Raw genomic sequence first — 24,522 nt, forward strand, 5'->3', positions numbered from 1 at the left:
GCCGCACCCGTGGACACGCTCCTCACCCGGTGCCAGAATCCTCGCACCCCTCACAGGAGGCCGCACCGTGACCTCGAACGCCCCGCAGTCCTTCGACAGCATCATCGTCGGCGCCGGATTTGCCGGCCTCTACCAGCTCATCCGCCTCCGTCGCGCCGGCTTCTCCGCCCGCGTCATCGAGGCCGGCGACAACGTCGGCGGCACCTGGTACTGGAACCGCTACCCCGGCGCCCGCTGCGACATCGAATCGCTCCAGTACCAGTACGCCTTCGACCCCGGACTCGCCAAAGAATGGCGCTGGACCGAGCGCTACGCCACCCAGCCCGAAATCCTCCGCTACATCGAATTCGTCGCCGACCGCTACGACCTCCGCCGCGATATCCAGTTCTCCACCCGAGTCACCGCCGCCCACTACGACGAAGCCGCCGCCCGCTGGACCGTCCACACCGACCGCGGCGACCTCTACTCCTGCCGCTACCTCGTCATGGCCACCGGCTGCCTCTCCGTGCCGAAGACGCCCGAAGTGCCCGGCATCGAAACCTTCGAAGGCGAGTCCTACCATACCGGCGCCTGGCCCCACGAAGGCGTCGACTTCACCGGCAAGCGCGTCGCCGTCATCGGCACCGGCTCATCAGCCATCCAGTCCATCCCCATCATCGCCCGCCAGGCCGCCCACCTCACCGTCTTCCAGCGGACGCCCAACTTCTCCGTACCCGCCCACAACTACTTCCTCGATGAAGAGCAGTGGCGCGCCGCCGCCGAGCGGATCGCCGAGCTCCGCGCCGAAGCCCGAACCACGTCCGCCGGCATCACCGGCCTCCCGCTCAACGATGTCTCCGCCCTCGCCGTCAGCGAAGAAGAGCGCCGCCGCGAATACGAACGCCGCTGGGCCATGGGCGGCTTCGCCATCGGCGGCGCCTTCAACGACATCGCCATCAACCCCGACGCCAACGAAACTGCCGCCGAGTTCGTCCGCCAGAAAATCCGCGAAATCGTCCAGGACCCCGAAACCGCCGAGGCCCTCTGCCCGCGCGACTACCCCTTCGGCACCAAGCGCCTCTGCGTCGATATCGCCTACTACGAAACCTTCAACCGCCCCAACGTCAAACTCGTCTCCATCCGCGACAACCCCATCGCTGCCATCACCCCGAAGGGCGTCCGCCTCGAAAACGGCGACGAATACGAGTTCGACGCCATCGTCTACGCCACCGGCTTCGACGCCATGACCGGCGCCCTCCTCCGCATCGACATCCGCGGCCGCGACGGCCTCACCCTCCGCGAAAAGTGGGAGCACGGCCCCCGCACCTACCTCGGCATCCAGGTCGCCGGCTTCCCCAACATGTTCACCATCACCGGCCCCGGCAGCCCCTCCGTCCTCAGCAACATGATCGTCTCCATCGAACAGCACGTCGATTGGGTCACCGACTGCCTCGAGTACCTCCGCGAGCGCGACCTCGCCACCATCGAAGCCTCCCCCGCGGCCGAAGACGCCTGGGTCAACCACGTCAACGAGGTCGCGAACCTCACCCTCTACCCCCGCGCCAACTCCTGGTACATCGGCGCCAACGTCCCCGGCAAGCCGCGCGTCTTCATGCCGTACGTCGGCGGCGTCGGGGCCTACGCCCAGAAGTGCGCCGAGGTCGCCGCCAACGGCTACGAAGGGTTCATCCTCCAGCCCGAGCCCGCTGCCCTCTCTCGCTGAGCCGCCGCATCTCCTCGTACCGAAACAGGCGGGGCGCCCCGGATCCCGGAGCGCCCCGCCATCATCGCGTCATCGCCAGCTGGCTCAGTCCAGCCGCTCGATCACCGTCGCCGTGCCGATGCCGCCGCCGACGCACATCGTGATCAGCCCGTAGCGGCCGCCCGTCCGCTCCAGCTCATTGATCAGCGTCGCGAACAGCCGGGCCCCGGTGCACCCGGTCGGATGGCCGAGCGCGATCGCACCGCCGTTCACGTTCACCTTCGACATGTCCGGGTTCAGCTCCCGCTTCCACGCCAGCACGACGCTCGCGAACGCCTCATTGATCTCGAACAGGTCGATGTCCCGCATCGTCAGCCCCGCCCGCTGCAGCGCCAGCGGCGTCGCGGAAATCGGCCCCGTCAGCATCAGCTCCGGGTCCGAACCCACCACCGCCTGCGAAACGATCCGCGCCCGCGGCTTCCACCCCATCTCCTTCGCCTTCTCCGGGTGCGTCAGCAGCACAGCCGCCGAGCCGTCCGTGATCTGGCTGGAGTTCCCGGCGTGGTGGATACCGTCCTCCTTGAAGCTCGGCTTCAGCTGCGCCAGCACCTCCACCGTCGTGCCGGGCCGGATCCCCTCATCGAAGTCGATGATGGCGTCTTCCCACTCCTCGGTGCCGTCCTCCTTCTTGATCTTCTTCTTCCCCGGCACCGGGATCATCTCGTTCTTGAAGCGGCCTTCCGCCTGCGCCCGGGCCGCCTTCGCCTGGCTCTCGGCCGCGAACTCGTCCGCCTCCTCGCGGGTAATGCCCCACTTTTCCGCGATCCGCTCCGCCGCGATGCCCTGGCTGCTCAGGTCATACTGCTCCCGCATCGCATCCGTGAACGGGAAGCCCAGCCCCTGCCCGATGTTCGCCCCCAGCGGAATCTGCGACATCCATTCCGTCCCGCCGGCCACCACCACATCGTGCACGCCCGAGGCGATCTGGTTCGCCGCGAAGTGCACCGCCTGCTGGCTCGAGCTGCACTGCCGGTCCAGCGTCACGCCCGGGATCGTGTACGGCCACCGCGCCGTCAGTACGATGTTCCGCGCCAGGTTGGTCGACTGCGCCCCAACCTCCGAGACGCACCCATAGATCACGTCATCCACGATCTCCGGGTCCATGTTGTTCCGCTTCGCCAGCGCCTGGAGCAGCAGCGCCGAGGTCTCAACCGGGTGGTTCTTGCTCAGCACGCCGCCGCGCCGGCCAAGCGGAGTCCGCACTGCATCGACAATCACAACTTCACGCATTGAGGGGTCCTTTCGTTCGAACGAACTGTCCCCTGCAGTGTACGGCCGCCTCCCGCGCCCGTGCTACCTCACACCCGGCTCCCCCGGCGGCGCGGCAAACCGGATCGCCCCGGGCACGACCTCAATCCGCGCCGGCAGGTAGCCCCCGAGCTCCCCGTCCAGGTCGAGCCGCGTCGGTGCCGGCGACGAAAGCTCCACCACCTTCGCCGGGTGCCGGTCAACCCCCTCCATCTCCAGGTGCGTGCCGCCGGCCCGCTGCCCCGCAACCGCCCGCAAAACCTCCCCCCGTCCAAGGTCCCCCCAGCGGATCACGTCGAACAGCCCATCGTCCGGCGCCGCGCCCGGCGCTGCCACCAGGTCGCCGCCCCAGAGCTCCATGTTGTGCACGCTCACCGTGTTGTACCGCCCGTCGTACTCCTGCCCGTCGATCCGCAGCGTGAAGCTACGCCCCATCGGCCCCAGCATCTTCACCAGCGTCATCATCACGTACGGCGCCGTATCCCCCAGTCGCTTCAGCCAGCGCGGCGTCGACTGCGAAATCTCCGGCACCCACCCGGCCGACGCCTCCAGCAGGAAGTAGCGCACCTGCTCCCTCCCATCCTCGCCGATGGCAGTCACCTTCCCGAGGTCGACCCGGCGTTCCGCCCCCTCCGCGATCGCCCGCAGCGCCCGCGCCCCCCGCCCGATGCCCAGGCACTTCGCGATGTCCTTCCCCGTGCCCATGCCGATGGTCCCCACCTTCACCCGTTCGGCCGCGCCCTCCGCCATGACCCCGTTCACCACCTCGTTCACCGTCCCGTCGCCGCCGCACGCCACCAGGAACGTCCGCCCGGCCGCGACGGCCTCCCGCGCAAGGTCGATCCCCTCGCCCGGGCGCGTCGTGAAGGCGCAGTCGGCCTCCAGCCCTGCCCGCTCAATCGCATCGATCAGCGTCCCCACCCGGCTTCTGGTCCGGCCCCCGCCGGAGGCCGGGTCAACGATGAAGTACGGTCGATCGGTCGGCGGACGGTCAGTCGTCTCCATGCCCCGATCCTCCTATGCTCACCCCGCAGGGGCAAAGCCGTGGAGCACATCGAATCCTTTCGCGCCATGGACACCGGCATCGACCTCATCGTCATCGGCGGCGAGCGCCCCATGCTCCCCTTCCTCGAAGCCCGCCTCCTCTTCGACCAGCAGGAGGAGCGCTTCTCCCGCTTCCGTCCATCCTCCCTCGTCTCCCGCCTCAACCGCGGCGAAACCGTCGCCGACCCCTGGCTCGACGCCATCCTCCCGCTCGCCGTCGCCGCATGGGAGGCAACGGACGGCCTCTTCAACCCGCTCGTCCTCCCCGCACTCGCCGCCGCCGGCTACGACCGCACCTTCAGCGCCGTCGCGGGCGGCGCACCGGTGCCCCTCCCGGCCCCCGGCCCGCCCGCGGCCATTGAACGCACGGCCAGCGGCTGGCGCCTCCGCGAAGGCCAGCTCGACCTCGGCGGCATCGTTAAAGGCTGGACCGCCGACCTTGCCGCCGAGCACCTCGCCGCTGCCGCCGCGGCGCCGGCCATGGTCAACGCCGGCGGCGATATCCGCTGCATCGGCGAGGACGTCCCCGGCCGCGGCGGCTGGGAACTCGCCGTCGAGGGCCCCTCCGGCGAAACCGCCTGGTCCGGCATCGTCGCCGGCGCCCTCGCCACCTCTACCACCCTCCGCCGCCGCTGGACCACCGCCGACGGCCGCACCGCGCACCACCTCATCGACCCCCGCACCGGGCTTCCCGCAGCCTCGCCCTTCGTCCAGGTCTCCGTCATCGCCCCGACCTGCCGCGAGGCCGAGACCTGGGCCAAGGCCGTGCTGGTCGGCGGGCACGAGGGTCTCGACCTCGCCGCCAGCCGCGGCATCGCCGCCCTCGCCCTCGCCGCCGACGGCACACCCGCTTCGACCCCGGCCTGGCCTTCGTAAAAATCTCACAGGAGCGTGACTCCTCTCCCGCTCCTTCCCCGATGTCCTCCGTGAATCCACCAAACGGAGGTCAACACCATGAAGCCCCTCAAGTCCCTCTTCACCGTCGTCGCCGCCGCAGGTATCGCCGTCGCCACCGTCGGCGCCGCGGCCAGCGCCCAGTCCCTGCCTTCGGTCGGCACGTCCCCCGCATCGGCAACCGTCGCCGACCAGTCCGGCGACACCAGCTGGCGCCCGTGCGCCGTCCCCGTTCCGACTCACCTGCGGCAGTGCGCCGTGCCGCGCACCCCGCGCCCCTGCGTCGTCCCCGTGCCCACCCATCCCCGCGCCTGCAGCGTGCCTGTCTCCCCGACCCCGCGCCCCAGCGTGACCCCGTAGCGGCGCCCCCCGCCCGGGGGCAGCCCGTTTCGCCGCCGGCAGCCGCGCGGAGCAGCATCCGCCGGCTGCCGGTCTCGTTCTTGCTCAGTCCTCCCCGCTGGTGTCCCCCGCCGCCGCCTCGCCCCCCGGTTGCCCCCGCGCCGGCACCTCCTTCCCCACCGCCCGCATTGTCTCCAGCACCCCGTTCTGCACCGCGTCCCGTGCCGCCTTCAGCGCGTTGTAAATCGCCCGCGCATTCGAACGCCCGTGCCCGATCACCACAATCCCGTCTACCCCAATCAGCTGCGCCCCGCCGTATTCCGCATAATCCAGCCGCCGCTTCACCTTCCGCAGCTCCGACATCAGGATCAGCCCCGCCGCCTTGTTCCACGGCGTCAGCTCCACCGCCTTCCGCAGCTCCGTGAACAGCAGCTCCGCAATCCCTTCCGCCGTCTTCAGCACCACGTTCCCCGTGAAGCCGTCCATCACCACCACGTCGGCCAGCCCCCGCGGCAGGTCCTTCCCCTCCACATTCCCGATGAAGTTCAGCCGGCTGCCGCGCAGCAGCTGATGCACCTCCAGCGTCAGCTGGTTCCCCTTCGTCTCCTCCTCCCCAATGGAGAGCAGCGCCACCCGCGGCCGCTGCAGCCCGAACATCCGCTCCATGTACGCGGAGCCCATGTGCGCGAACTGCACCAGGTGGATCGGCCGGCAGTCCGCGTTCGCCCCCACGTCGAGCAGCATCGTCAGCCTCCCCTCCGCCGCCGGGAAGATCGTCGCCAGCGCCGGCCGCCCGATGCCCTTCACCCGGCCGAGCGTCAGCAGCGCCGCCGCCATCGTCGCCCCCGTGTTCCCGGCCGTCACGAACGCGTCTGCTTCGCCACGCTTCACCATTTGCAGCCCGACGTTGATCGAGCTCAGGGGCTTCGCGCGCACTGCCTCCGTCGCATGCTCGTCCATCTCGATGACGTCCGGCGCCTCCACCACCCGCACATCCCGGATGGTTCCCGTGCCCCGCAGCTCCGGCTCAACCGCGTCCTTCCGCCCAACGAGGATGATCTCCGCCCCCAGCACGCCCGCCGCCATCAGCGCACCCGCGACCGGCTCCCCCGGCGCGTTGTCGCCCCCCATCGCATCCAGCACAATCCGCGGCCTCGTCATGCCGGCCTCCTCCGCGCTATCACCAGCATTCGTTCGCTCCCGCCCGTCAGCGGCGAAAGGTCGTAATCGCCGAACAGGTCGGCAAGGTCCAGCCCTGCCGCCTCCAGCAGGTACTCCATCTCCCACCGTCCCACGTACCGAAGCCGGTGCACCGACGTCCGGCGCCGCACCGTCCCGTCGTCGTCCACCGTCTCGTACGCAACCCGCAGCGTCCGCACCTGCACCGCCAGGTCGTCCTCGTGCACGTGCCAGCATTCGAACCTGATACCGTCCTCCGTCTCCCCCGCAAACGCCAGCACCGGCTGCCCGTTCGTCGAAGGGTCCAACCACGCCCCCGGGCCCGGCACGTCGATCGCCAGCACGCCGTCGAAGCTCAGCGCCTCGGCCAGCGCGCTCAGCGTCCACCGCTGCTCGTCCCCATCCCTGCAGTAGAGGAACACATCGAGCGGCAGCACAATCAGCCCGTACCGCCCCGGCTCCAGCGCGAGGTCCAGCACCCGGCCTTCAATGAACCGCACGTCCAGCCCCCGCTCCTCCGCCTTCCGCCGCGCCCGCGCCAGCATCGCCGGCGACGGGTCGATGCCGGTCACCTCGTGCCCATGGGCGGCCAGCTCCACCGCGATCCGACCAGTCCCGCACCCAACCTCCAGCACCGGCCGGTCGGTCCGCCCCGCGTACGCCAGCCAGAGGTCGATGTCGTCGCGGAAGCCCTCGTGGATCGCGTCGTAGAAGGCCGCATCTGCGCCGTAGGGGTCGTGCTGCACCCTCCGCATTCTCCCCGCAGGTCCGTTCCCTGTCGAACCTACCGCCCGCCCCGCTCCTGCGCGAGCAGCCGCGCCAGCACGAGGTAGTCCGGGTCGCTGTGCGTCACGTGGACAGGCACCATCGCCTCAGTCAGGGCCGCACACGTGCTCTTCGTCACCGCCAGCGCGACCGGGTCCTTCGCCAGCAGCTGCCGCGCCAGCTCCCGCGCCGCCGTCACTGCGCCCCCATCCGGCACCACCCGGTTCACGAACCCCCACGCCGCAGCCTGCTCCGCGGTGAACCGGTCGCACGTCATCACCAGTTCCCGCGTCCGCGCCGGGCCCAGCTCCCGCATCAGCCGCGGCAGCGCGTTCCACGTCAGCGGAATCTCGAGGTCCACCTCCGGGATCGAAAACCACGCCGAAACCGCCGCAATCCGCAGGTCGAGGCACGCCAGCAGCACCACAGCTCCGCCGATCGCCAGCCCGTTCACCGCACCGATCGTCACCTGCGGCAGCCCTTCGAGCGCCGCCGCCGTACGGTTCCCCTGCATCGCACGCAGCCGCTCCCGCAGCGGCGACCGCTCCGCCCCCAGCGCTGCCAGCGGCGGCCGGTTCGGGTCCGACGTGCTCCCTCCGAGGTCGGCACCCGCTGAAAACGCCCGCCCTGCGCCGGTCACGATCACCACCCGCGTCTCCGCATCGTCGGCCAGCTCCCGGCAGGCCTCCTGCAGCTCCCGGTGCATCCGCCCGCTGATCGCGTTCAGCTTCTCCGGCCGGTTCAGCGTGATGGTCGCCAGCCCCGGCAGCTCTCCGTCCCGCTCCAGTGTGATGGTCTCGAACCCCTCCGCACCCATCAGTACGGCCGCACCTCGCGCGCGTAATCCCGCCCCCCGCGCACCGTCACCCGCATAATCGCCCCTGCCCGCGAGTCGTCCTCGATCAGTTCGATCACCCCCGCCGCCACGTCCTCCGGCTGGAGGATGCCGCCCACCAGCTTCGCCACCTCCTCCACCCGCGCATCCCCGGCCCGGCGCACCAGCGGCGTATCCGTGAACGTCGGGCAGATGGCGTTCACCCGGATCCGGTCCTGCTCCGCGAGGTACGCCAGCGACCGCGTGAAGTTCACCACCCCCGCCTTCGACGCCGCATACACCGGCGAATCCGGCATCGGCAGCAGCCCGCCCATCGACGCCGTATTGATGATCACGCCGCCCCGCCCGCTTCGCCGCATCTCCCGCACCGCGATCCGCGTGCCGTCGATGACCGCAATCAGGTTGATTTCGATGATCCGCTGCCACGGCCCCGGGTCATCAGCAAACAGGTCTTCCCCGGCGATTCCCGCGTTGTTGAACACGATGTCCAGCGCGCCCCAGTGCTCGTAGGCGCACGCCATCGCTCCCGCAAGGTCCTCGGTCAGGGTCACGTCGCACCGCCGGGCAATCGCCATGCCCCCCGCCTTCGCTGCAAGGTCCGCGGTCTCCCGCGCCCCTGCCTCGTCGATGTCCGCCACAATCACCCTCGCGCCCCGCCGGGCCAGCTCCAGCACCGTCGCCCGCCCGATGCCGGACCCGCCGCCCGTCACGACCGCAACCTTCCCGTCAATCTCCATGCATCCCTCCTGCCGGTCTCCGCCGGCGCACGCCACGGCATTGTAGGCCACCCGTTCGCCTGCGCGACATCGACACTCCCCGCGCCCTGCCCGAGAATCCTCCCGTGCCCATCTACGCTGTCGGCGACAAGGTCCCGCGCATCCACCCCACCGCCTTCATCGCCCCGACCGCCACCGTCGTCGGCGATGTCACCATCCACGCCGGCGCCTCCATCTGGTACGGCGCCGTCGTCCGCGGCGATACCTCGTATGTCGTCATCGAACGCGGCGCCAACGTGCAGGACGGCGCCGTCGTCCACAGCCGCGCCGGCAATCCCGCCCTGGTCGGCGAAGAAGTCTCCATCGCCCACGGCTGCGTCGTCCACGGCGCCACTATCGGCGCCCGCGCGCTCATCGCGAACGGCGCCATCGTGCTCGATGGCGCAACCGTCGGCGAAGGCGCCCTCGTTGCCGCCGGCGCGGTCGTTGCGCCCGGCACCGTCATCCCCCCGGGCATGCTCGCTGTCGGCGTCCCCGCCGAGGTGAAACGCCCCCTCGCCGGCACCCCCGCCGAGGAATGGGTCCGCACCGGCCCCGAGCGCTACGCCATGCTTACCGCGCTCCACCGCGCCGGCGTCCGCGAACTCAACCGCGCCGATGTTCCCCCGCCCGCCGAGGCCTGACGCCGCCTCACAGCTTCAGCCCGAGCAGCTCCCGCGTCACCGTCCCGTCCGCGTGCACCGTAACGTGCACCCACGTGATCCGCAGCTTCACCTTCCGCTTGCCCGTCTCGACCCACACCTCATCGCCCTTCTCCCACCGGTAATCCGAGTCGATTGTGCAGTAGTGCTCGCCCTTGCTCCCGCTGAACGGGTCGGCCTCATAGAACGACGTCTTCACCGCGTCCACCTCGTTGCGAACGATTCCTTCTCCGCGAGCCTACCCGCTTGCCCGCCAGCGCTGAAGCGCCCGCAAACCAGCGCCGGGGCGCTGCGCAGCGCCCCGGCGCTCTGCCTGCCGGGCCCGGGCCAGGGGGGCCACCCGGGCCCGGCCGAAGCAACTCCTTAGGCCAGGCGGAACTTTCCTGCCGCGGCCGCCAGCGCGTTCGCCAGCTCCCGCATCTGGCTCGCCGTTGCGGCCAGCTCCTGCGCCTGCGCCGAGAGCTCCTCCGTCGAAGCCGAAACCTCTTCCGCCGACGCGCTGGTCTCTTCGCCCGCCGCCGAAATCTGGAGGATCGCCTCCGTCACCTTCGAGGTGCCCGCGGCCATCTCGCCCGCGCCCTGCGCCGAATCGCGCGCCAGCTCCGCAATCTGCTGCGCCGAGCTCACGATCCGCCCCGCGCCGGCTGCCAGCCCCTGCACGTCCCGCGCAATCTGCTGCATCCGCGCGGCCGATTGCTCCACCGTCCCAATAATCGCCTGGAGCGCCTGCCCGGCCTCGCCCGTAATCCGCTGGCCCTCCTGCACATCCCGCACGCCGGCGGCCATCGCCTCGACGGCCTCGCGGGTGCCTTGCTGCACCTTCGCGATCAGGTCCGCGATCTCTTTGGTCGAGGCGCTCGACCGCTCTGCCAGCGACCGCACGTTCTCGGCCACCACCGCGAAGCCGCGCCCCTGCTCGCCGGCCCGCGCGGCCTCGATCGCCGCATTCAGCGCCAGCAGGTTCGTCTGGGATGCAATCTCGTCGATCGTTTTCACGATGTCGCCGATCTGCTGCCCGTACTCGCCGAGCTGGTCCACCGTCTTCGAGGCGCGCTCCACCGCCGCGGCAATCGACGCCATCGCTGCCACGGCCTGCCGGACCGCAGCCTGGCCCTGCTCGGCGGCCCGGCGCGACTCCTCCGCGGCCTCCGCAACCTCGCCCGAGGCCTTCGCAACGAGCTGGATCCGCTCGCCCATCTCCGCCGCTTCGTCGCGCGACTGCCCCGCGGCCGCCGCCGACTCCTGCGCACCCGCCGCCACCTGCTGCGAGCCGCTCGCCACCCGCTCCACCTGCCGCGCGCTCTCCTGCGAGAGGGAGGAGAGGGAGACCGTCGAGCGCGTCACCTCGTTGATCGCGGTCGCGATCTGCCCAGTGGCCGCCGCCATCTGGTCGCTCGCCTCACTGAGCTGGCCGGCCGCACCGAGGATCGCCTCCGCGTTCTGCTTCACCTGGCCCACCAGCCCGCGCAGGTTCCCGACCATCCGGTGCAGGGCGTTGCCGAGCGCGTCGTCGTGGCCGCGCGGCCGCACCTCGGCCCGCAGGTCGCCGTCCGCAACCTGCTCCGCCACGCCCACCATCTCTTTCAGGTAGACGGTCATGTCACCGAATGCCTGTGCCGCCTCGCCGAGCTCATCCTTCGAGCGGACCGCGACTTCCACCTGGACATTCCCCCGCGCGATCGACCGCGCCGCGTCCCGCACCTCGCGCGCCGTCCGCGCCATCGACCGCGCCAGCCAGATCGCCAGCGCCAGTCCGGCCGCAGCCGCCCCAACCGTCAGCCCGATGAGCAGCGTCCGTGCCGTTGCCGTTGCCGACTTGGCCGCGTCCAGTGATTCCGTCGCGTGCGCGACCTTTTCGTCAGCGACTAAGTCGAGCTCTTGGTTCATCTGGCTGACGAGATCCATCATTGTGGAGTTCTGTTGCCTCGCCTCGGCTACCTTTCCGGCAGCCAAGAGGTCGAGCACCTGCGTGCGCTTGGCGATTACCTCGTCGACCTTAGCCTCAACAGCCTTCCAGCGGGCTTCGTCTCCAGAATCGATAAATGTCTGGTGATAGTCGCTAGATGCCTTTTTTGCCGCTCTCATAGCCTCGCGAGAAGCGTCGATCAGCGTCTGGCGCTTCACCGGATCTTCCTCAAGAAACGCGCGGAGCATATCGCGGGCGCTTTTAATCATGTACTCGTTGGTGACGAGCGAGTACTTGACGCTCAGCAGATCCTCCCGGTACAGGTCCTCCGTCCGCTGTCCGGCAGCCTGGACCTGTACTATGCCGATACCTGCCACGGCCGCATTGAGCGCCAGCACCACGCCGAACGCCAGCAGCAGCTTCACCTGTACCCGCAGGTTCGAGAACCAGGACATTTCTTCCCTCCATGAATCCGATAGAACTTCCCTATCGCTGGTTGATCATGTTATTGGGAAGTTTTCTTGGAAAACAAATCGGGCAATCCCCGATCTGAGGCTCGTGCAGCCCCAATCGGCCCCTCAGGTGGCTGGCGGCGTTCCCTGGTCGGCAATCGGGGCATCCGCCCCCCGCCGCGTCGCGCGCCCCGGCGCCAGCCGCTCCTCCCCCAAAAGCTCCTGCATCGACGCCAGCGCGTGCGCACGCTCGTTGTACCGCCCCCGCAGCTCATCCCGCACCGACCCCTCCCACAGCGGCACCCCCAGGAAGTACGCCGCCCGCCCCAGCAGGTGCGCCGCGACCGGTGCCGTCATCGCAATGAAAACCGCCGCCGCAATCACCCGCGTCGTCACCGCCAGCTCGCCGAACTCCACCGCTGCCGCCGCCAGCAGCAGCCCAACCCCCAGCGTCGCCGCCTTCGTCGTCGCCTGCATTCGCGTGAACAGGTCCGGCATCCGCAGAATCCCCAGCGCCGCCACGAACATCAGCCCCGAACCGGCCACCAGCAGCACCGCCACCACCGCGTCAGCCATCGCGCCGCTCCTCCGGGTGGCTCCCCTTCTCGATGTAGTACGCAAACGCCGTCGTCGCCAGGAACGTCACCAGCGTCAGCACAATCCCAACATCGAGGTACGCGGTCCTGCCCGTCGCAATCGCATACACCGTCAGCAGTCCGAGCCCCTGGATGGTCAGCAGGTCCAGCGCCACCACCCGGTCCGGCAGGCTAGGCCCCCGCACCAGCCGGTAGCCCGCCATCGCCGCGCCGCCGCACAGCAGCGCCACCGCAATCACCTCCGCGAGGCTGCCATCGAGCACCCCGGTCATTCCACCAGCTCCTTCACCCGCCGTTCGAACCCTTCCTTCTGCTCCCGCCGGAACGCCTCCGCGTCGCGCACCCACATCCCGTGCACGTAGAGCGTCTTCCGGTCCTCCGAAACATCGAGCGCCAGCGTCCCCGGCGTCAGCGTCATCACCACCGCGAACAGCGCGATCGGGCCGTCGCCCTCCAGGTCGAGCGGGATGCCCACCACACCCGGCGCGATCGGCGGCTTCGGCGACAGCACATCCCGTGTCACCCGCAGGTTCGCCTTAACGAGCTCGACCAGGAAGAACACCGCAAACGCCGCGACCTGCCGCGCTTTCCGCAGGTAGTCCGTCCCGGCCCCGCCGAGGAAGACGAGCACCCCGAGCCCGATCGCCATCCCGACGGCAAGCTGCGTCCCGGAGACCACCCCGCTCAGCGCCGCCCACGCGCCGCCCAGCAGCAAAATCCAGAGCAGACCTTTCATTCTGCGCCTCCCAGCACGGCGTCGATGTACCCCTGGCGGTCGAACAGCTGCTCGCCGGCCATCGCCATCGGCCGCCACCACCACTCCGCCCCCACCCCCATAGCCACGGCCAGCGCCGCAAACGCCAGCACCGGCACCCACGAGGCTGCCCCGACCGTCCCCTCGCTGACCGCCCCCGCCGGCCCCGGCTTCAGGAACGCCTCCGTCCAGATCTTCACCATCGAGAAGAGCGTCAGCAGCCCCACCCCGAGCATCACCCCGGCCGCCGCGTACTCCCGCGTCTCGATCGCCGCCCGCACCATGATGAACTTCGCAAAGAAGCCCGAGAGCGGCGGCACCCCGGCCAGGCTCATCGCGGAGATGAAGAACGTCGCCGCCAGCCACGGGTGCGCCCGCGCCAGCCCGCCCAGGTCCTTCAGCTCATAGCTTCCCCGCAGCCGCCGCACCACCCCTGCAATGAAGAAGAGGTTCGTCTTCGCAATGATGTTGTGCACCATGTAGAACAGCGCCCCGCCCAGCGCCAGCGGCGTCGCCAGCGCCAGCCCCATCGTCATGTAGCCGATCTGGCTGATGATGTGGAACGAGAGAATCCGCTTCATATCCTGGTGCGCGGCCGCCCCCAGCACCCCGCTCACCATCGTCGCCGCCGATATCCAGAACAGCAGCTCCCGCGTGTACCCGGTGTCCTGCGTGAACACCAGCGTGAACACCCGCAGCAGCGCATACACGCCCACCTTCGTCAGCAGCCCCGCGAACAGCGCGGCCACCGGCGCCGGCGCCACGTGGTACGACGCCGGCAGCCAGAAGTAGAGCGGAAACACCGCCGCCTTCAGCCCGAACGCCACCAGGAACAGCATCGCCACCACCGTGTAGTACCGGGCCTCGTCGCTGTCCGCCGCAATCCGCAACGCCAGGTCCGCAAGATTCAGCGTTCCCGCCGCCCCGTACAGCAGGCCGATGCCCGAGAGGAACATCACCGACCCCACGAGGTTCAGCGCCACGTACTTCATCCCCGCCTCGAACTGCGGCCGCTCGCCGCCGATCACCAGCAGCACGAACGACGCCATCAGCATCACTTCGAACCAGACGTACAGGTTGAAGATGTCCCCCGCCAGGAACGCCCCGCTCACCCCCATCAGCAGCACCTGGATGAACGCGTAGTACCCCGCCCGCAGCCGCCCCTGGTCCACCACCCGGAACGAGTACACCGTCGCCGCCAGTCCGACAGCACCGGTCACCACCACCATCACCGCCGCGAGCATGTCCGCCACCAGCACGATCCCGAACGGCGCCGGCCAGCCGCCCACCTCCAGCACGTGGATGCCCTCCCGCCATGTCCACGCCAGCAGCCCAATCGCCGCAGCCAGCAGCCCCGCACTGCCCGCCAGCCCGATCGGCGCCTGCCACCGCGGCCGCCCGAGCGTCAGCATCCCGGCGATCGCGGCGCACAGCGGAAGCACGACCGGGAGTGCCACGAGCAGGCTCATCGCTCCTCCTCCGCGGGCACGGCCACCGGCGGTGGCGGCGGCTCCGTCGTCGTCAGCGCGTCGATGTCATCGCTCCCCACCGACCGGTAGACCCGGTACGCCAGCACCATCGCGAACGCCTGGATGGCAAACCCGATGACGATGGCCGTGAGGATCATCGCCTGCGGCAGCGGGTCTGCCGTTCCGGCCGGCAGCACCGTATCGCCCCCGCTGATCAGCGGCGGCTCGCCCCGCACCAGCCCCGCCGCCGTGAAGATGAGCAGGTTCGTCCCGTTCGTCAGCAGCGCCAGCCCGATCACCACCTGCGCCAGCGTCCTCCGCAGCAGCAGGTACAGCCCGCACGCGTACAGCCAGCCCACCGTCACCGCCAGCAGCAGCTCCACCCCCTACTCCTCCTCCCCCATCAGCGGGATGATTACTGCGAGCGCAACCCCGATCACCACCAGGTACACGCCGGCGTCGAACAGCAGCGGCGTCCCGAGCTTCACTTCGCCGCCCACGTCGACCGTCACCCACTGTCCCGCCATGAACCCGTCGCCGGCGGCTACCCCTGCGAACGCGCTCGCCAGCGCAATCGCCAGCCCCAGCGGGATCAGCACCAGCGGCGACACCCGCGTCGCCCGCCAGCCCGCCATTGGCTCAAACGCGACCGACATCAGCACGAACGCCGCCGCCGCCATAATCCCACCGGCAAACCCGCCGCCCGGGGCATTGTGTCCCCGCCAGAGCAGGTAGAGGCTCGCCATCAGCAGCAGCGACGCCAGCAGCCGCGCCATCGTCCGCAGGATGCTCGAGTTCATCCCTGGCCCCTCCGTACCCGCAGCAGCGCATACACGCCCAGCGCCGCTGTCCCCAGCACCACAATCTCCCCCAGGGTATCCAGCGCCCGGAAGTCCACGAGGATGACGTTCACCACATTCCGCCCGAACGCTTCGACGTAACTCGTCTCCCCGAAGTACCGCGAAATTGGCTCGCCCTCGCGGTGGCCAAGCGAAGCAAGCACCAGCACGCTCATCGTGACGCCAACCGCCAGCGCAATCGCCCCGTCCCGCAGCCGCCGCGGCAGCGGTCCGCGCTCGACCAGCTTCGGCAGCCGGTAGAACACGAGCACGAACAGCATCACCGACAGGGTCTCCATCACGATCTGCGTCAAGGCCAGGTCCGGCCCGCCGAAGAGCGCATAGACGATCGCCACCCCGAATCCGACCGCCCCCAGCGCCGTCACCGCCGCCAGCCGCGACATATGCACAATCGCCGCCGTCGCACCCGCAATCACCGTTGCCGCTGCCACCGCCTCATAGAACGCCGGCTCGGTCCACTTCCGCTCCAGCGGTCCCCCCCACCGCACCAGAGCCGCCGCCACCAGCGCCACCGACGCCAGCAGCACCGCCCCGATGTAGCCCCGCAGATACCCCCGCTGCATCCAGACTGTATGGAACCGCGCGGCCCGCTGCATCCCGTAGTACAGCCAGTCGTACACCTTCGGCCCCGAGGGGAACCACGGCGCGCCCAGGAGCGGCGCCGTCGGCCCCGTCAGCCGCCGCGCAGCGAGCCCCGCCCCGACGCCCGTCGCCACCGATACCGCGCTCAGCCCAAGGGCGGTGTTGAACCCGTGCCACAGCTTTAGCGAAACCTTGACCGGCTCCCCGGCCGCCGCCGCTGCGGCCGGCGCGATCAGCCGCCCTTCGATGGCGCCCGGCGCCAGCGCCAGCCCAATCGACAGCGCGCCGAGCACCAGCGGCCCCGCGAGCAGCCCCGCGCTCCCCTCGTGCGGCGCGTGCGGCGCCCGTTCCGCCCCGAAGAACGGCCGCAGCACCACCACCCCCGCAGCCGTGAACAGCGCCCCCGAAAACACCAGCGCAGCCACCGCCCAAATCCCCGCCGCGCCCCCCTCCTCCAGCCCGGCCTCCAGTGCCGCCTCCTTCCCGATGAACGAGAGCACCGGCCCGAACCCCGCCAGGCCGACCACCCCGGCCGCCGAGGCCGCGAAGGTCCACGGCATCGCCCGCCGCAGCCCGCCCAGCGCACCGACCATCCGCGTCCCCGTGCCGTGGTCGATCGTCCCGGCCGCCATGAACAGCGCACCCTTGTACAGCGCGTGCCCCAGCAGGAACACCATCGCCGCCTTGAGCGCCAGCTCCGTCCCTAGCCCGATGAGCATCGTCAGCAGGCCGAGAGCCCCCACCGTCGTATAGGCAAGGATCCGCTTCAGGTCCTCCTCGTGCAGCGCGACGAACGCCCCCACGGCCAGCGTCACCGCCCCCGCAGCCGTCACCGCCGGCCGCCAGCCGTCCACCTCTCCCAGCACCGGGTTCAGGCGCGCCAGCAGGTAGACCCCCGCCTTCACCATCGTCGCCGAGTGGAGGTAGGCGCTCACCGGCGTCGGCGCCGCCATCGCCCCCGGCAGCCAGAAGTGGAACGGCACCTGCGCCGACTTCGTAAACGCCCCTAGCAGCACCAGCACCATCGCCCCCGTCGCCAGCGAACTCGCCGCCACCGCCTCCGGCTGCATCTCCGAAATCCGGTACGTCCCCGCTGCCTGACCCAGCATTACCAGCCCCGCCAGCAACGCCAGCCCGCCCGCGCCCGTCACCAAAAGCGCCTGCACCGCTGCTTTCCGCGCCTTCAGCTTCTCCTGTTCGAACGAAATCAGGAGAAAGGACGTGATGCTCGTCAGCTCCCACGCCACGAACAGCGTCACCACATCGTCCGCGAACACCACCCCGAGCATCGCGCCCATGAAGGCGAGCAGCGTCGCCTCGAGCCGGCCCGCTCCCGCCTTGCCCGCCATGTACGCCTCGGCGTACACCAGCACCAGCGCCCCGATGCCTGCGATCAGCAGTCCGAACAGCAGTGCCAGCCCGTCCGCCCGGAACGCCAGCGAAATCCCCAGCGCCGGCACCCACTCGATGCTCCAGGCAAGGGGATCACCGTCCCTCGCCCGCTCCAGCAGCGTCAGCAGGTAGACGAAGACGGCAGCCGGCACCAGCGCCAGCGCCGCACCCCGCCACCACCGCCCCGGCAGCGCTGCGGCAACGGGCACCGTCCCGAACACCCCGGCAAGCGCGAGTGCGAGGCCCACTGGCCATCCCCCGAAGCGAACTGAGCGGCCGGCGATTCCTCGCCGGCCGTCGAACGTCCTGCCAGCCGTCGCCCGGTGCCGGGGCGCGGATACGGGAGCGCGGCTCGCTCCGTCGGGCCTCGCGGAGGCGTCTCGGGCACCCGCCTCCGCTGCCATCCTTCCATTTCTACCTTATCTGAACGTCGAGGTTCGCTCCAAGATCACGAATGCCGCAAAATTCACGAATCACGTTCACCCGCTCCCGCCCCTACTACCGCTCCGAGGCACGCCGTGGCAGCGAGCTCACCCGTCACCACGCCCCCCGCAGACCCGCCGATGGGCGCCCGCCCTCGCCTGCGCGACTTCGGCCTCGCCCCGCTCATCGTCCTCTTCGTCCTCAATGCCGTCGATGAGCTCGACCGCGCCGTCCTCGCCGTCGCCATGGAGGACATCCGTCGCGACTTCGCCCTCGCCGACTGGGCCGTCGGCCTCCTCCCCCTCGCCGTCGTCTTCATCACCGGCGTCATCTCCCTCCCCGCCGGCAACTGGGCCGACCGCTGGCGCCGCGTCAGCATCCTCTCCGGCGGCGCCATCGTCTGGGGCGGCGCCGGCCTCCTCGCCTCTGTCTCCCAGAACTTCGTCCAGCTCTTCCTGACCCGCGCCCTCCTCGGTTTCGGCCAGGGCACCATCGTCCCCACCCACGCCAGCCTCCTCTCCGACTACTACCCCGTCAGCGTCCGCGGCCGCGCCCTCGGCTACCACCGCTCGGCTAACCCCCTGGGCCAGGTGCTCGGGGCGATCCTCGGCGGCGCCATCGTCGCAGCCCTCGGCTGGCGCTGGGGCTTCGCTGCCGCCGCCGTTCCCGGCCTCCTCCTCGGCATCTACGCCCTCCGCCTCCGCGAACCCCGCCGCGGCGAGGCCGACCTCCTGGTCGCCGCCAAACAGGATCCCCTCTTCGCCGCCTTCCTCCAGGACCCTCCCGATAAGCTCGGCTTCCGCCAGAGCCTCGGCACCATCTTCCGCATCCGCTCCCTCCGCCTCCTCATCTTCACCAACGCCGCCTTCGGCTTCTCCCTCTTCGGTGTCGTCTTCTGGATCCCCGCCCTCTTCGAGCGCGAATTCGGCTTCTCCACCACCGCCGCCGGCGGCGCCCTCGCCGCCCTCGCCCTCGCAGCCTTCGTCGGCACCTGGTACGGCGGCCCCTTCGCCGACCGGAACGTCGCCCGCGGCTTCCGCTACCTCGGCCGCATCGGCGTCGTCGCCACCATCGTCCTCACCCTCACCTGGACTGTCGCCTTCCTTATGCCGAACGCGGCGCTCTGTCTCCTCTTCCTCGCCCTTGGCGCCTTCATCGCCTCTCTCGGCACCCCCGGCCTGATCTCCATCGTGGCCGCAGTCTCCCCGCCGCGCATCCGCTCACAGGCCTTCTCGGCCTTCGGCCTCGCCCTCGCTGTCTTTGGTGCGGCCGCCGCACCGCTCATCGTCGGTCTCATCTCCGAACTGCTCCAGTCCTCTGCCGGCATGGCCGAAGGCGAGGCCCTCCGCTGGGCCATGCTCTCCGCCACCACCGTCGTCATGGCCTTCGGCACCTGGCTCGCCTACCAGGCCAGCCGCACCTGCGCCGAAGACGCCCAGCGCACCATGGCCGCCTTCCTCGCCGATTACCAGCGCCGCGCCGCTGAGGCCGCCGGCGGCCGCTAGCTACCGCTCCCCGAGGAACGGATTCGGCACCGCCTCCATCCCAAAGTCCTCTGCCACCGGCCCCGCGATCAGCGCCCCCCGGTAGGTGCTCAGCGCCTCCGCCAGCGCTCGGTCCCGCGCAAGCGCACCCTCCACGCCGTAGTTCGCCAGCGCCTCCACGTACGGCAGCGTCGCGCTCGTCAGCGCCTGCGTGCTCGTCTGCGGCACCGCCCCCGGCATGTTCGTCACGCAGTAGTGCACCACCCCCTCCTCCACGTAGGTCGGCGCACTGTGCGAGGTCGGCCGGCTCGTCTCCGAGGCCCCGCCCTGGTCGATCGACACGTCCACCAGCACGGCGCCCTCCCCCATCGACCGCACCATCGGCCGCGTCACCACCTTCGGCGCCGCGTGTCCCGGCACCAGCACCGCGAGGATCGCCAGGTCGGCCCCGGCCAGCTCCTCCGCCACCGCCTGCGGCGATGACACCCGCGTCCCAATCCGCCCGCCGAAGTTCTCCTGCAGGTACGCCAGCCGCGAGAGGTCGCGCGACATCACCATCACCCGCGCATCGAGCCCCATCATCACCCGCGCCGCCGCCGTCGCCACCTGCCCCGACCCCACGATCACCACCCGCCCCGGCGGCACCCCCGCGACGCCGCCCAGCAGCTTGCCCCGGCCGGGGCCGGGGTGCTTCAGCAGGTGCGCCCCGATCTCCGCCGCCATCCGCCCCGCCACCTGCGACATCGGTGCCAGCAGCGGCAGGCTCCCGTCCGCCTTCCGCACCAGCTCGTACGCAATCGCCGTCGCGCCCGATGCTGCCAGCCGCTCCGTCAGCGCCCGGTCCGCCGCCAGGTGCAGGTACGTGAAGAGCGTCAGCCCCGGCCGCAGGAAGCGATACTCCTCCGGCACCGGCTCTTTCACCTTCACAACCAGGTCGCACGTGCCCCACACCTCCTCCGCCGTCGGCACCACCCGCGCCCCCGAGGCGATGTACGCCGCGTCGCTGTGCCCCGAGCCCGCCCCGGCGCCGCTCTCGACCAGCACCTCCTGCCCCTGCAGCACCAGCGCATGCGCACCCTCCGGCGTCAGGCCCACCCGCAGCTCGCCGTCCTTCCGTTCGCGAACCGTTCCAACGCGCATCCGGTCACCTCCAGCGCCCATATCCTGCCACGTCACGTACCCGTCACGCCGAATTCAGGGTTTCCCCAACCCCCTTGCTACTCCGCAGACCGGCCGTCCGTGCCGATGCCCATGGCGAACCCCCTTGGCGCCGGAGGCATCCCGTGCACGCCCCTCACCGTCTCCGCTCGCATACCGCATGGCGGGCCATCGTCGGCCTGCTCGCCCTCGCAGCCTGCGCCTGGGGCATGGCCCTCGCGGTCGTCCTCGGCTCCACTGGCGCCGTCGCCGAATCCGCCCCCCGCTTCCGGGATGTCGAAACCGTCTTCCTCGTGCCCCACAACGGCGACTGGTACATCGTCAAAATCGCCTTCTTCATGTACGACGACGGCTCAGGCAACTTCGCCGAAGCCGCCGATGCCGCCCGCCGCGAGATGGTCGCCCGCTTCCCCGGCGCCTACGAAGTTCCTCCCGGCTCCGCCTCCGCTGCCTACGTGACGTCCGGTTTCAAATGGATGTCCGGCACCGCCTCCTGGGCCTACAACGGCGAAGGCGCCCACGCCGGCGTCGCCGCCCAGGCCCAGTCCGTCATGCAGGCCGCCGCCGCCACCTGGTCCAACGCCGGCGCAAACTTCGCCTTCACCGGCGGCGGAACCACCACCGCCGGCACCGGCGCCTGCGGCGGCTCCGGCGGCGGCCTCGATGGCCAGAACACCGTCGGCTGGGCCCCCCAGAGCGGCTCCGTCCTCGCCGTCGCCTGCTCCTGGTACTCCAGCACCGGCAGCCCCTACCGCGCCGCCATCGAATTCGACATGCAGTTCGACCCCGAATGGAACTGGACCACCGGCATCCCCGCCACCGTCGACCTTGAAAGCGTCGCCCTCCACGAATTCGGCCACGCCCTCGGCCTCAACCACTCCTCCGATTACTCCGCCGTCATGTACGCCAGCTACCCCTCTGGCGCCATCAAGCGCACCCTCACCCAGGACGACCGCGACGGCCTCTACGCCATCTACGGCCAGCAGGGCGGCGGCTCCACCCCCACGCCCACCCCCACGTCGACGCCTTCGCCGACCCCGACCGCGACCCCGTCGGCCAGCCCGTCGCCCTCACCGTCGCCGAGCCCCACGCCGACGGGTACCCCGTCCGCGACCGCCACGCCAACCCGGACCCCGACGAACACCCCAACGCCGACCCGAACCCCAACACCCACCCCAACGCTCCCCGGCGGCGGCTTCACCCCGACCCCCACGCCCACCATGCCGCCGACCGCAACACCGACTCCGCCGTCCTGGCCGACCGCCACCCCGACCCGTACGCCCACCGCCACGCCCACCCGCACCCCGCCGGGTCCGCCTGCCTCGCCCACCGGGCGGCCCTCGCTCCCCGTCCGGCCCGGCGCCAACCTCTTCACCTGGCCAGGCAACGATGCACCGCCCGCCGTCGCCCTCGCTGGCCTCCCCGCCATCCGCGCCGTCTACGAGTACGACCCCTTCACCGGCCAGTGGAAGCGCTACGTCGCCGGCGCACCAGACTACCTGAACACCATCCCCCTCCTCCAGAAGGGCCGCGTCTACTGGTTCCTCGCCACCGCGCCGGCCACCATCACCGTCGAACCGTAGCCGACCCCCGCGGAGCCTCGCGTGACCCGCCCCGCCCGCCTCGCACTGGCCGCGCTCGCCCTCGCCGCCCTCCTCCCGGCAGGCGGGCGCGGCCAGCCCGGCTCTGCAGGCGCCGAAACTCCGGCCGCCGTCTCCTGGACGCTCGTCGTCGAACGCCCCGGCGGCGCCCGCGCCCGGCTCGAATTCCTTGTCGCTGCCCGCACCCCCACCGACGCCGAACGCGCCGTCGCGGCCGCCCTCCGCGCCCTCCCGGTCGCCCCCGTTCCTCCCGGGGCCTCCGCCGCCTGGCGCCCCTGGGGCTGGGCCTGGTCCGATGATGAGCTGCCCGTGCCCGTCGCCTACAACCCCGCCGGTGCGCCGCCCGTGGTCGGCCCCCAGGCCGTCATCGCCGGGCTCCAGGCCTGGTCCTCCGTCGAAGGCTCACGCTTCGCCTTCCGCTACGCCGGCATCACCGACCGCACCGCCTCCATCCTCGACGCCGGCCCCGACGGCGAAAACGTCATCTCCTGGGTCCACCTCCCCTGCCATCGCGGCTGCGTCCTCGGGCTCACCAGCAAGGAGGAGGTCCACGAAGTTGATATCCTCCTTAACAGCAACCCCAACGCCCTCACCGAACTCGGCCTCGATACCGTTCTCGACTGGCGCACCATCATCCTCCACGAACTCGGCCACATGGCCGGTCTCGACCACTCCTGCCCCGCCCCCTGGGGCCCCTGCACCCCGGACGAAGTCGCCGCCGTCATGTACTTCCAGTACACCGGCATCAACCGCGTCCTCGCCCCCGACGACCGCGCCGGCATCCGCGCCCTCTATCCGGCCCAACCGCCGCCCGTCGCCGCCCGCCGTCTCGCGCTCGAACCCGGCTGGAACCTCCTCGTCGCGCCGCCGGTCCCGCCCGCCGAGCTCGCCGCCCGCCTCCCCTGCCTGGCCGTGGCCTACGCCTTTGATGGCGCCGCCTGGCTCCGCTGGGCCCCGGAACTCCCCGCCCCGCTGCGCACCCTCGCCCGCTTCCCGCCCGAAGCCCCCGTTTGGCTCCTCGCCTCTGGCCCCTGCGCTGCTGAATTCCCTGCACCCTAGCGGTACCGCGATTCGTCCAGCACCAGGTACATGAAGTCCCGCTCCTGCGTCCGCAGGAAACGGCCCGGCGCATCGGGCATCGCCTCCATGAACCGCTCCGGCTTCACCGAGCCGTCCGGCTGGGGGAAAAAGAGCGATGTCAGCACGTACGGGCTGTTGATGTCGAGCTGCATCGCGTACTCCGCCCCTGCCGCCCAGAGCGCCTTCGCCAGCGTCTCCGCGCTCAGCGAATTCCCCGCCGCCACTAGCAGGTTCCCGTCCTTCGTCACCCCAATCGCCGACCGCCACGTAATGAACTCTGACGAGTTCACCTGGACGTACCCCCAGGTGTCGTTCCCCTCGGCCGTCCGCCTGCTCACCTCGCCCCGGTCGACCAGCAGCACCGCGTTCTGCCGGCACGCCTCCATCCGCTCCGGGTCCCACGCCAGGTCGCGCCCGTACTCGCCCATCACGAACGTCCCGTCCTTCTTCGTGCACACCGTGGCCAGCCCGTTCCGCAGCCGCTGGAACTCCTTCCCGTGCGCCACCATCCCAAAGTTCCCGTGGTCGCCCTTGAACCCCCCGTTCCACGCCGCCACCAGCCGCGGTACGTCCTCCGCCGGGATCGTCCCCGGTCCCTTCACCCCCCGGCTCCCGCCCGGGTCCACCGTCCCCGCCACCAGGTGCAGCCGCACCCGCCGCACATCTACGAGCAGCACGCCAACGAGCGCGTACGGCCGCGACGGGTCCGGCCGGAAGAACGTCTTCGCCATCAGCGGGTCCGAAGGCGTCGTCCGCGGCAGCCCCGCAGTCGACCAGGTCCCCTCGCCCGGCTCCGGGTTCGCCCGCAGCTGTCTCGTCTTCGGGAACGTCATCGGCACCGGCAAAAAGGCGTCCGGGTTCGCTCCCCGGTCGACCCCCCGCGTCCCGGCCCATACCACCACCGTCCGGGGCGGCGTCCGCGCCACATACGAAACCCGCACCTCCTCGGTCGCGAACGGGTTCGTCTCTGAACCGAGCAGCCGGTACCGCGCCTTCTGCACCCGGTCCTCAATGGCGAAAAACCAGCCCTCCACCCGCGCCGTCCGCTCGTCGCCGATCGTCGCCCGCAGTCCGTCCGCCACCTCCGGCGCAATCCGGTCCCTCTGCAGGTACGCCATGGCTCCCGCCCCGAGCGTCAGCAGCGCCAGCCCCGCAACCGCCCGCTTCCACGTCAGCCAGCGGCGCGGGGCCGCTTCCCCGGGCGCGGCGGCAGCCGCCTCCCCGGCAGCCTCCTCTGCCGCCATTGCGCCGTCGCCTTCTGCCCGCCGCCGAAATGGAATGCCCCCGAGCACGGCCGCAAGTC

The 24,522-nt window shown here is 70.7% G+C and carries 24 protein-coding genes; 7 read left to right on the forward strand and 17 right to left on the reverse strand.

The features are described 5' to 3' along the window. Positions 1–67: 67 nt before the first annotated feature. On the forward strand, positions 68–1,702 hold the full coding sequence (locus A9A59_RS05375; protein ID WP_098503303.1) for a flavin-containing monooxygenase: 1,635 nt from the start codon (positions 68–70) through the stop codon (positions 1,700–1,702). An 84-nt stretch (positions 1,703–1,786) separates the two neighbouring features. Here A9A59_RS05375 and A9A59_RS05380 read toward each other — a convergent pair whose 3' ends face one another. After that, complete coding sequence (locus A9A59_RS05380) at positions 1,787–2,971, reverse strand: thiolase family protein (RefSeq protein ID WP_098503304.1); 1,185 nt, start codon at positions 2,969–2,971, stop codon at positions 1,787–1,789. A 63-nt stretch (positions 2,972–3,034) separates the two neighbouring features. Further along, entirely contained in the window at positions 3,035–3,994 is a 960-nt protein-coding gene (locus A9A59_RS05385) for a diacylglycerol/lipid kinase family protein (RefSeq protein ID WP_098503305.1), read from the reverse strand. A 39-nt stretch (positions 3,995–4,033) separates the two neighbouring features. Here A9A59_RS05385 and A9A59_RS05390 point away from each other — a divergent pair, with 39 nt between their 5' ends. Further along, positions 4,034–4,909, forward strand: coding sequence for an FAD:protein FMN transferase (locus tag A9A59_RS05390; RefSeq protein WP_098503306.1), 876 nt, complete (start codon positions 4,034–4,036; stop codon positions 4,907–4,909). A gap of 78 nt (positions 4,910–4,987) precedes the next feature. Further along, positions 4,988–5,287, forward strand: coding sequence for a hypothetical protein (locus A9A59_RS05395; protein WP_098503307.1), 300 nt, complete (start codon positions 4,988–4,990; stop codon positions 5,285–5,287). 84 nt (positions 5,288–5,371) lie between these two features. On the opposite strand, the gene plsX is transcribed toward A9A59_RS05395, so the two are convergent. The 4 genes from plsX to A9A59_RS05415 are packed head-to-tail and all read right to left on the reverse strand — an operon-like array spanning position 5,372 to position 8,782. Further along, positions 5,372–6,427 (reverse strand): phosphate acyltransferase PlsX, encoded by a 1,056-nt coding sequence (gene plsX, locus A9A59_RS05400; RefSeq protein WP_098503308.1) that lies wholly within the window; start codon positions 6,425–6,427, stop codon positions 5,372–5,374. Continuing rightward, on the reverse strand, positions 6,424–7,191 hold the full coding sequence (locus tag A9A59_RS05405) for a class I SAM-dependent methyltransferase (protein ID WP_165772525.1): 768 nt from the start codon (positions 7,189–7,191) through the stop codon (positions 6,424–6,426). Before A9A59_RS05405 ends, plsX begins: the two co-directional genes overlap by 4 nt. Before the next feature lie 38 nt (positions 7,192–7,229). Then, entirely contained in the window at positions 7,230–8,027 is a 798-nt protein-coding gene (locus tag A9A59_RS05410; RefSeq protein ID WP_098503310.1) for an enoyl-CoA hydratase/isomerase family protein, read from the reverse strand. Further along, the gene (locus A9A59_RS05415; RefSeq protein WP_133117519.1) at positions 8,027–8,782 is read right to left on the reverse strand and encodes an SDR family oxidoreductase; all 756 of its coding nucleotides are present in this window, start codon (positions 8,780–8,782) and stop codon (positions 8,027–8,029) included. The genes A9A59_RS05410 and A9A59_RS05415 overlap by 1 nt, the downstream gene beginning before the upstream one ends. Before the next feature lie 104 nt (positions 8,783–8,886). Here A9A59_RS05415 and A9A59_RS05420 point away from each other — a divergent pair, with 104 nt between their 5' ends. Then, complete coding sequence (locus A9A59_RS05420; protein ID WP_098503312.1) at positions 8,887–9,444, forward strand: gamma carbonic anhydrase family protein; 558 nt, start codon at positions 8,887–8,889, stop codon at positions 9,442–9,444. 7 nt (positions 9,445–9,451) lie between these two features. On the opposite strand, the gene A9A59_RS05425 is transcribed toward A9A59_RS05420, so the two are convergent. The 9 genes from A9A59_RS05425 to mbhE all read right to left on the reverse strand — a co-directional run bounded on the left by A9A59_RS05425 (position 9,452) and on the right by mbhE (position 17,721). Continuing rightward, on the reverse strand, positions 9,452–9,661 hold the full coding sequence (locus tag A9A59_RS05425) for a hypothetical protein (protein WP_133117520.1): 210 nt from the start codon (positions 9,659–9,661) through the stop codon (positions 9,452–9,454). Between the two features lie 164 nt (positions 9,662–9,825). Continuing rightward, on the reverse strand, positions 9,826–11,823 hold the full coding sequence (locus A9A59_RS05430) for a methyl-accepting chemotaxis protein (RefSeq protein WP_098503314.1): 1,998 nt from the start codon (positions 11,821–11,823) through the stop codon (positions 9,826–9,828). Between the two features lie 123 nt (positions 11,824–11,946). After that, entirely contained in the window at positions 11,947–12,396 is a 450-nt protein-coding gene (mnhG, locus tag A9A59_RS05435) for a monovalent cation/H(+) antiporter subunit G (protein ID WP_098503315.1), read from the reverse strand. Then, the gene (locus A9A59_RS05440; RefSeq protein ID WP_098503316.1) at positions 12,389–12,688 is read right to left on the reverse strand and encodes an MrpF/PhaF family protein; all 300 of its coding nucleotides are present in this window, start codon (positions 12,686–12,688) and stop codon (positions 12,389–12,391) included. Before A9A59_RS05440 ends, mnhG begins: the two co-directional genes overlap by 8 nt. After that, on the reverse strand, positions 12,685–13,152 hold the full coding sequence (locus tag A9A59_RS05445) for a Na+/H+ antiporter subunit E (protein WP_098503317.1): 468 nt from the start codon (positions 13,150–13,152) through the stop codon (positions 12,685–12,687). The genes A9A59_RS05440 and A9A59_RS05445 overlap by 4 nt, the downstream gene beginning before the upstream one ends. Continuing rightward, positions 13,149–14,639: a proton-conducting transporter transmembrane domain-containing protein gene (locus tag A9A59_RS05450; RefSeq protein WP_098503318.1), complete on the reverse strand. Its 1,491-nt coding sequence runs from the start codon at positions 14,637–14,639 to the stop codon at positions 13,149–13,151. Before A9A59_RS05450 ends, A9A59_RS05445 begins: the two co-directional genes overlap by 4 nt. Further along, positions 14,636–15,022 (reverse strand): Na+/H+ antiporter subunit C, encoded by a 387-nt coding sequence (locus A9A59_RS05455; protein ID WP_098503319.1) that lies wholly within the window; start codon positions 15,020–15,022, stop codon positions 14,636–14,638. The genes A9A59_RS05450 and A9A59_RS05455 overlap by 4 nt, the downstream gene beginning before the upstream one ends. 3 nt (positions 15,023–15,025) lie before the next feature. Beyond that, positions 15,026–15,439 carry an MnhB domain-containing protein gene (locus tag A9A59_RS05460; protein ID WP_098503320.1) on the reverse strand — a complete coding sequence of 138 codons (414 nt, stop codon included), beginning with the start codon at positions 15,437–15,439 and terminating at the stop codon, positions 15,026–15,028. Beyond that, positions 15,436–17,721, reverse strand: a complete 2,286-nt coding sequence (gene mbhE / locus A9A59_RS05465; protein ID WP_165772526.1) for a hydrogen gas-evolving membrane-bound hydrogenase subunit E — start codon at positions 17,719–17,721, stop codon at positions 15,436–15,438. Before mbhE ends, A9A59_RS05460 begins: the two co-directional genes overlap by 4 nt. A gap of 270 nt (positions 17,722–17,991) precedes the next feature. On the opposite strand from mbhE, the gene A9A59_RS05470 reads away from it, so the two are divergent. Next, positions 17,992–19,401: an MFS transporter gene (locus A9A59_RS05470; RefSeq protein ID WP_133117521.1), complete on the forward strand. Its 1,410-nt coding sequence runs from the start codon at positions 17,992–17,994 to the stop codon at positions 19,399–19,401. Here the strand turns inward: A9A59_RS05470 and ald are convergent, their stop codons facing one another. After that, entirely contained in the window at positions 19,402–20,520 is a 1,119-nt protein-coding gene (gene ald, locus A9A59_RS05475; RefSeq protein ID WP_098503323.1) for an alanine dehydrogenase, read from the reverse strand. 143 nt (positions 20,521–20,663) lie between these two features. Between ald and A9A59_RS05480 the strand changes: the two genes are divergently transcribed. Then, the gene (locus A9A59_RS05480) at positions 20,664–22,121 is read left to right on the forward strand and encodes a matrixin family metalloprotease (RefSeq protein ID WP_133117522.1); all 1,458 of its coding nucleotides are present in this window, start codon (positions 20,664–20,666) and stop codon (positions 22,119–22,121) included. 21 nt (positions 22,122–22,142) lie between these two features. Next, positions 22,143–23,198: a matrixin family metalloprotease gene (locus A9A59_RS05485; RefSeq protein WP_098503325.1), complete on the forward strand. Its 1,056-nt coding sequence runs from the start codon at positions 22,143–22,145 to the stop codon at positions 23,196–23,198. Here A9A59_RS05485 and A9A59_RS13690 read toward each other — a convergent pair. Next, positions 23,195–24,463, reverse strand: a complete 1,269-nt coding sequence (locus A9A59_RS13690) for a phosphodiester glycosidase family protein (protein WP_165772527.1) — start codon at positions 24,461–24,463, stop codon at positions 23,195–23,197. The two genes, A9A59_RS05485 and A9A59_RS13690, sit on opposite strands and share 4 nt — an antisense overlap. Positions 24,464–24,522 lie beyond the last annotated feature (59 nt).

This window comes from Tepidiforma thermophila (assembly GCF_002563855.1).
GTDB lineage: Bacteria > Chloroflexota > Dehalococcoidia > Tepidiformales > Tepidiformaceae > Tepidiforma > Tepidiforma thermophila.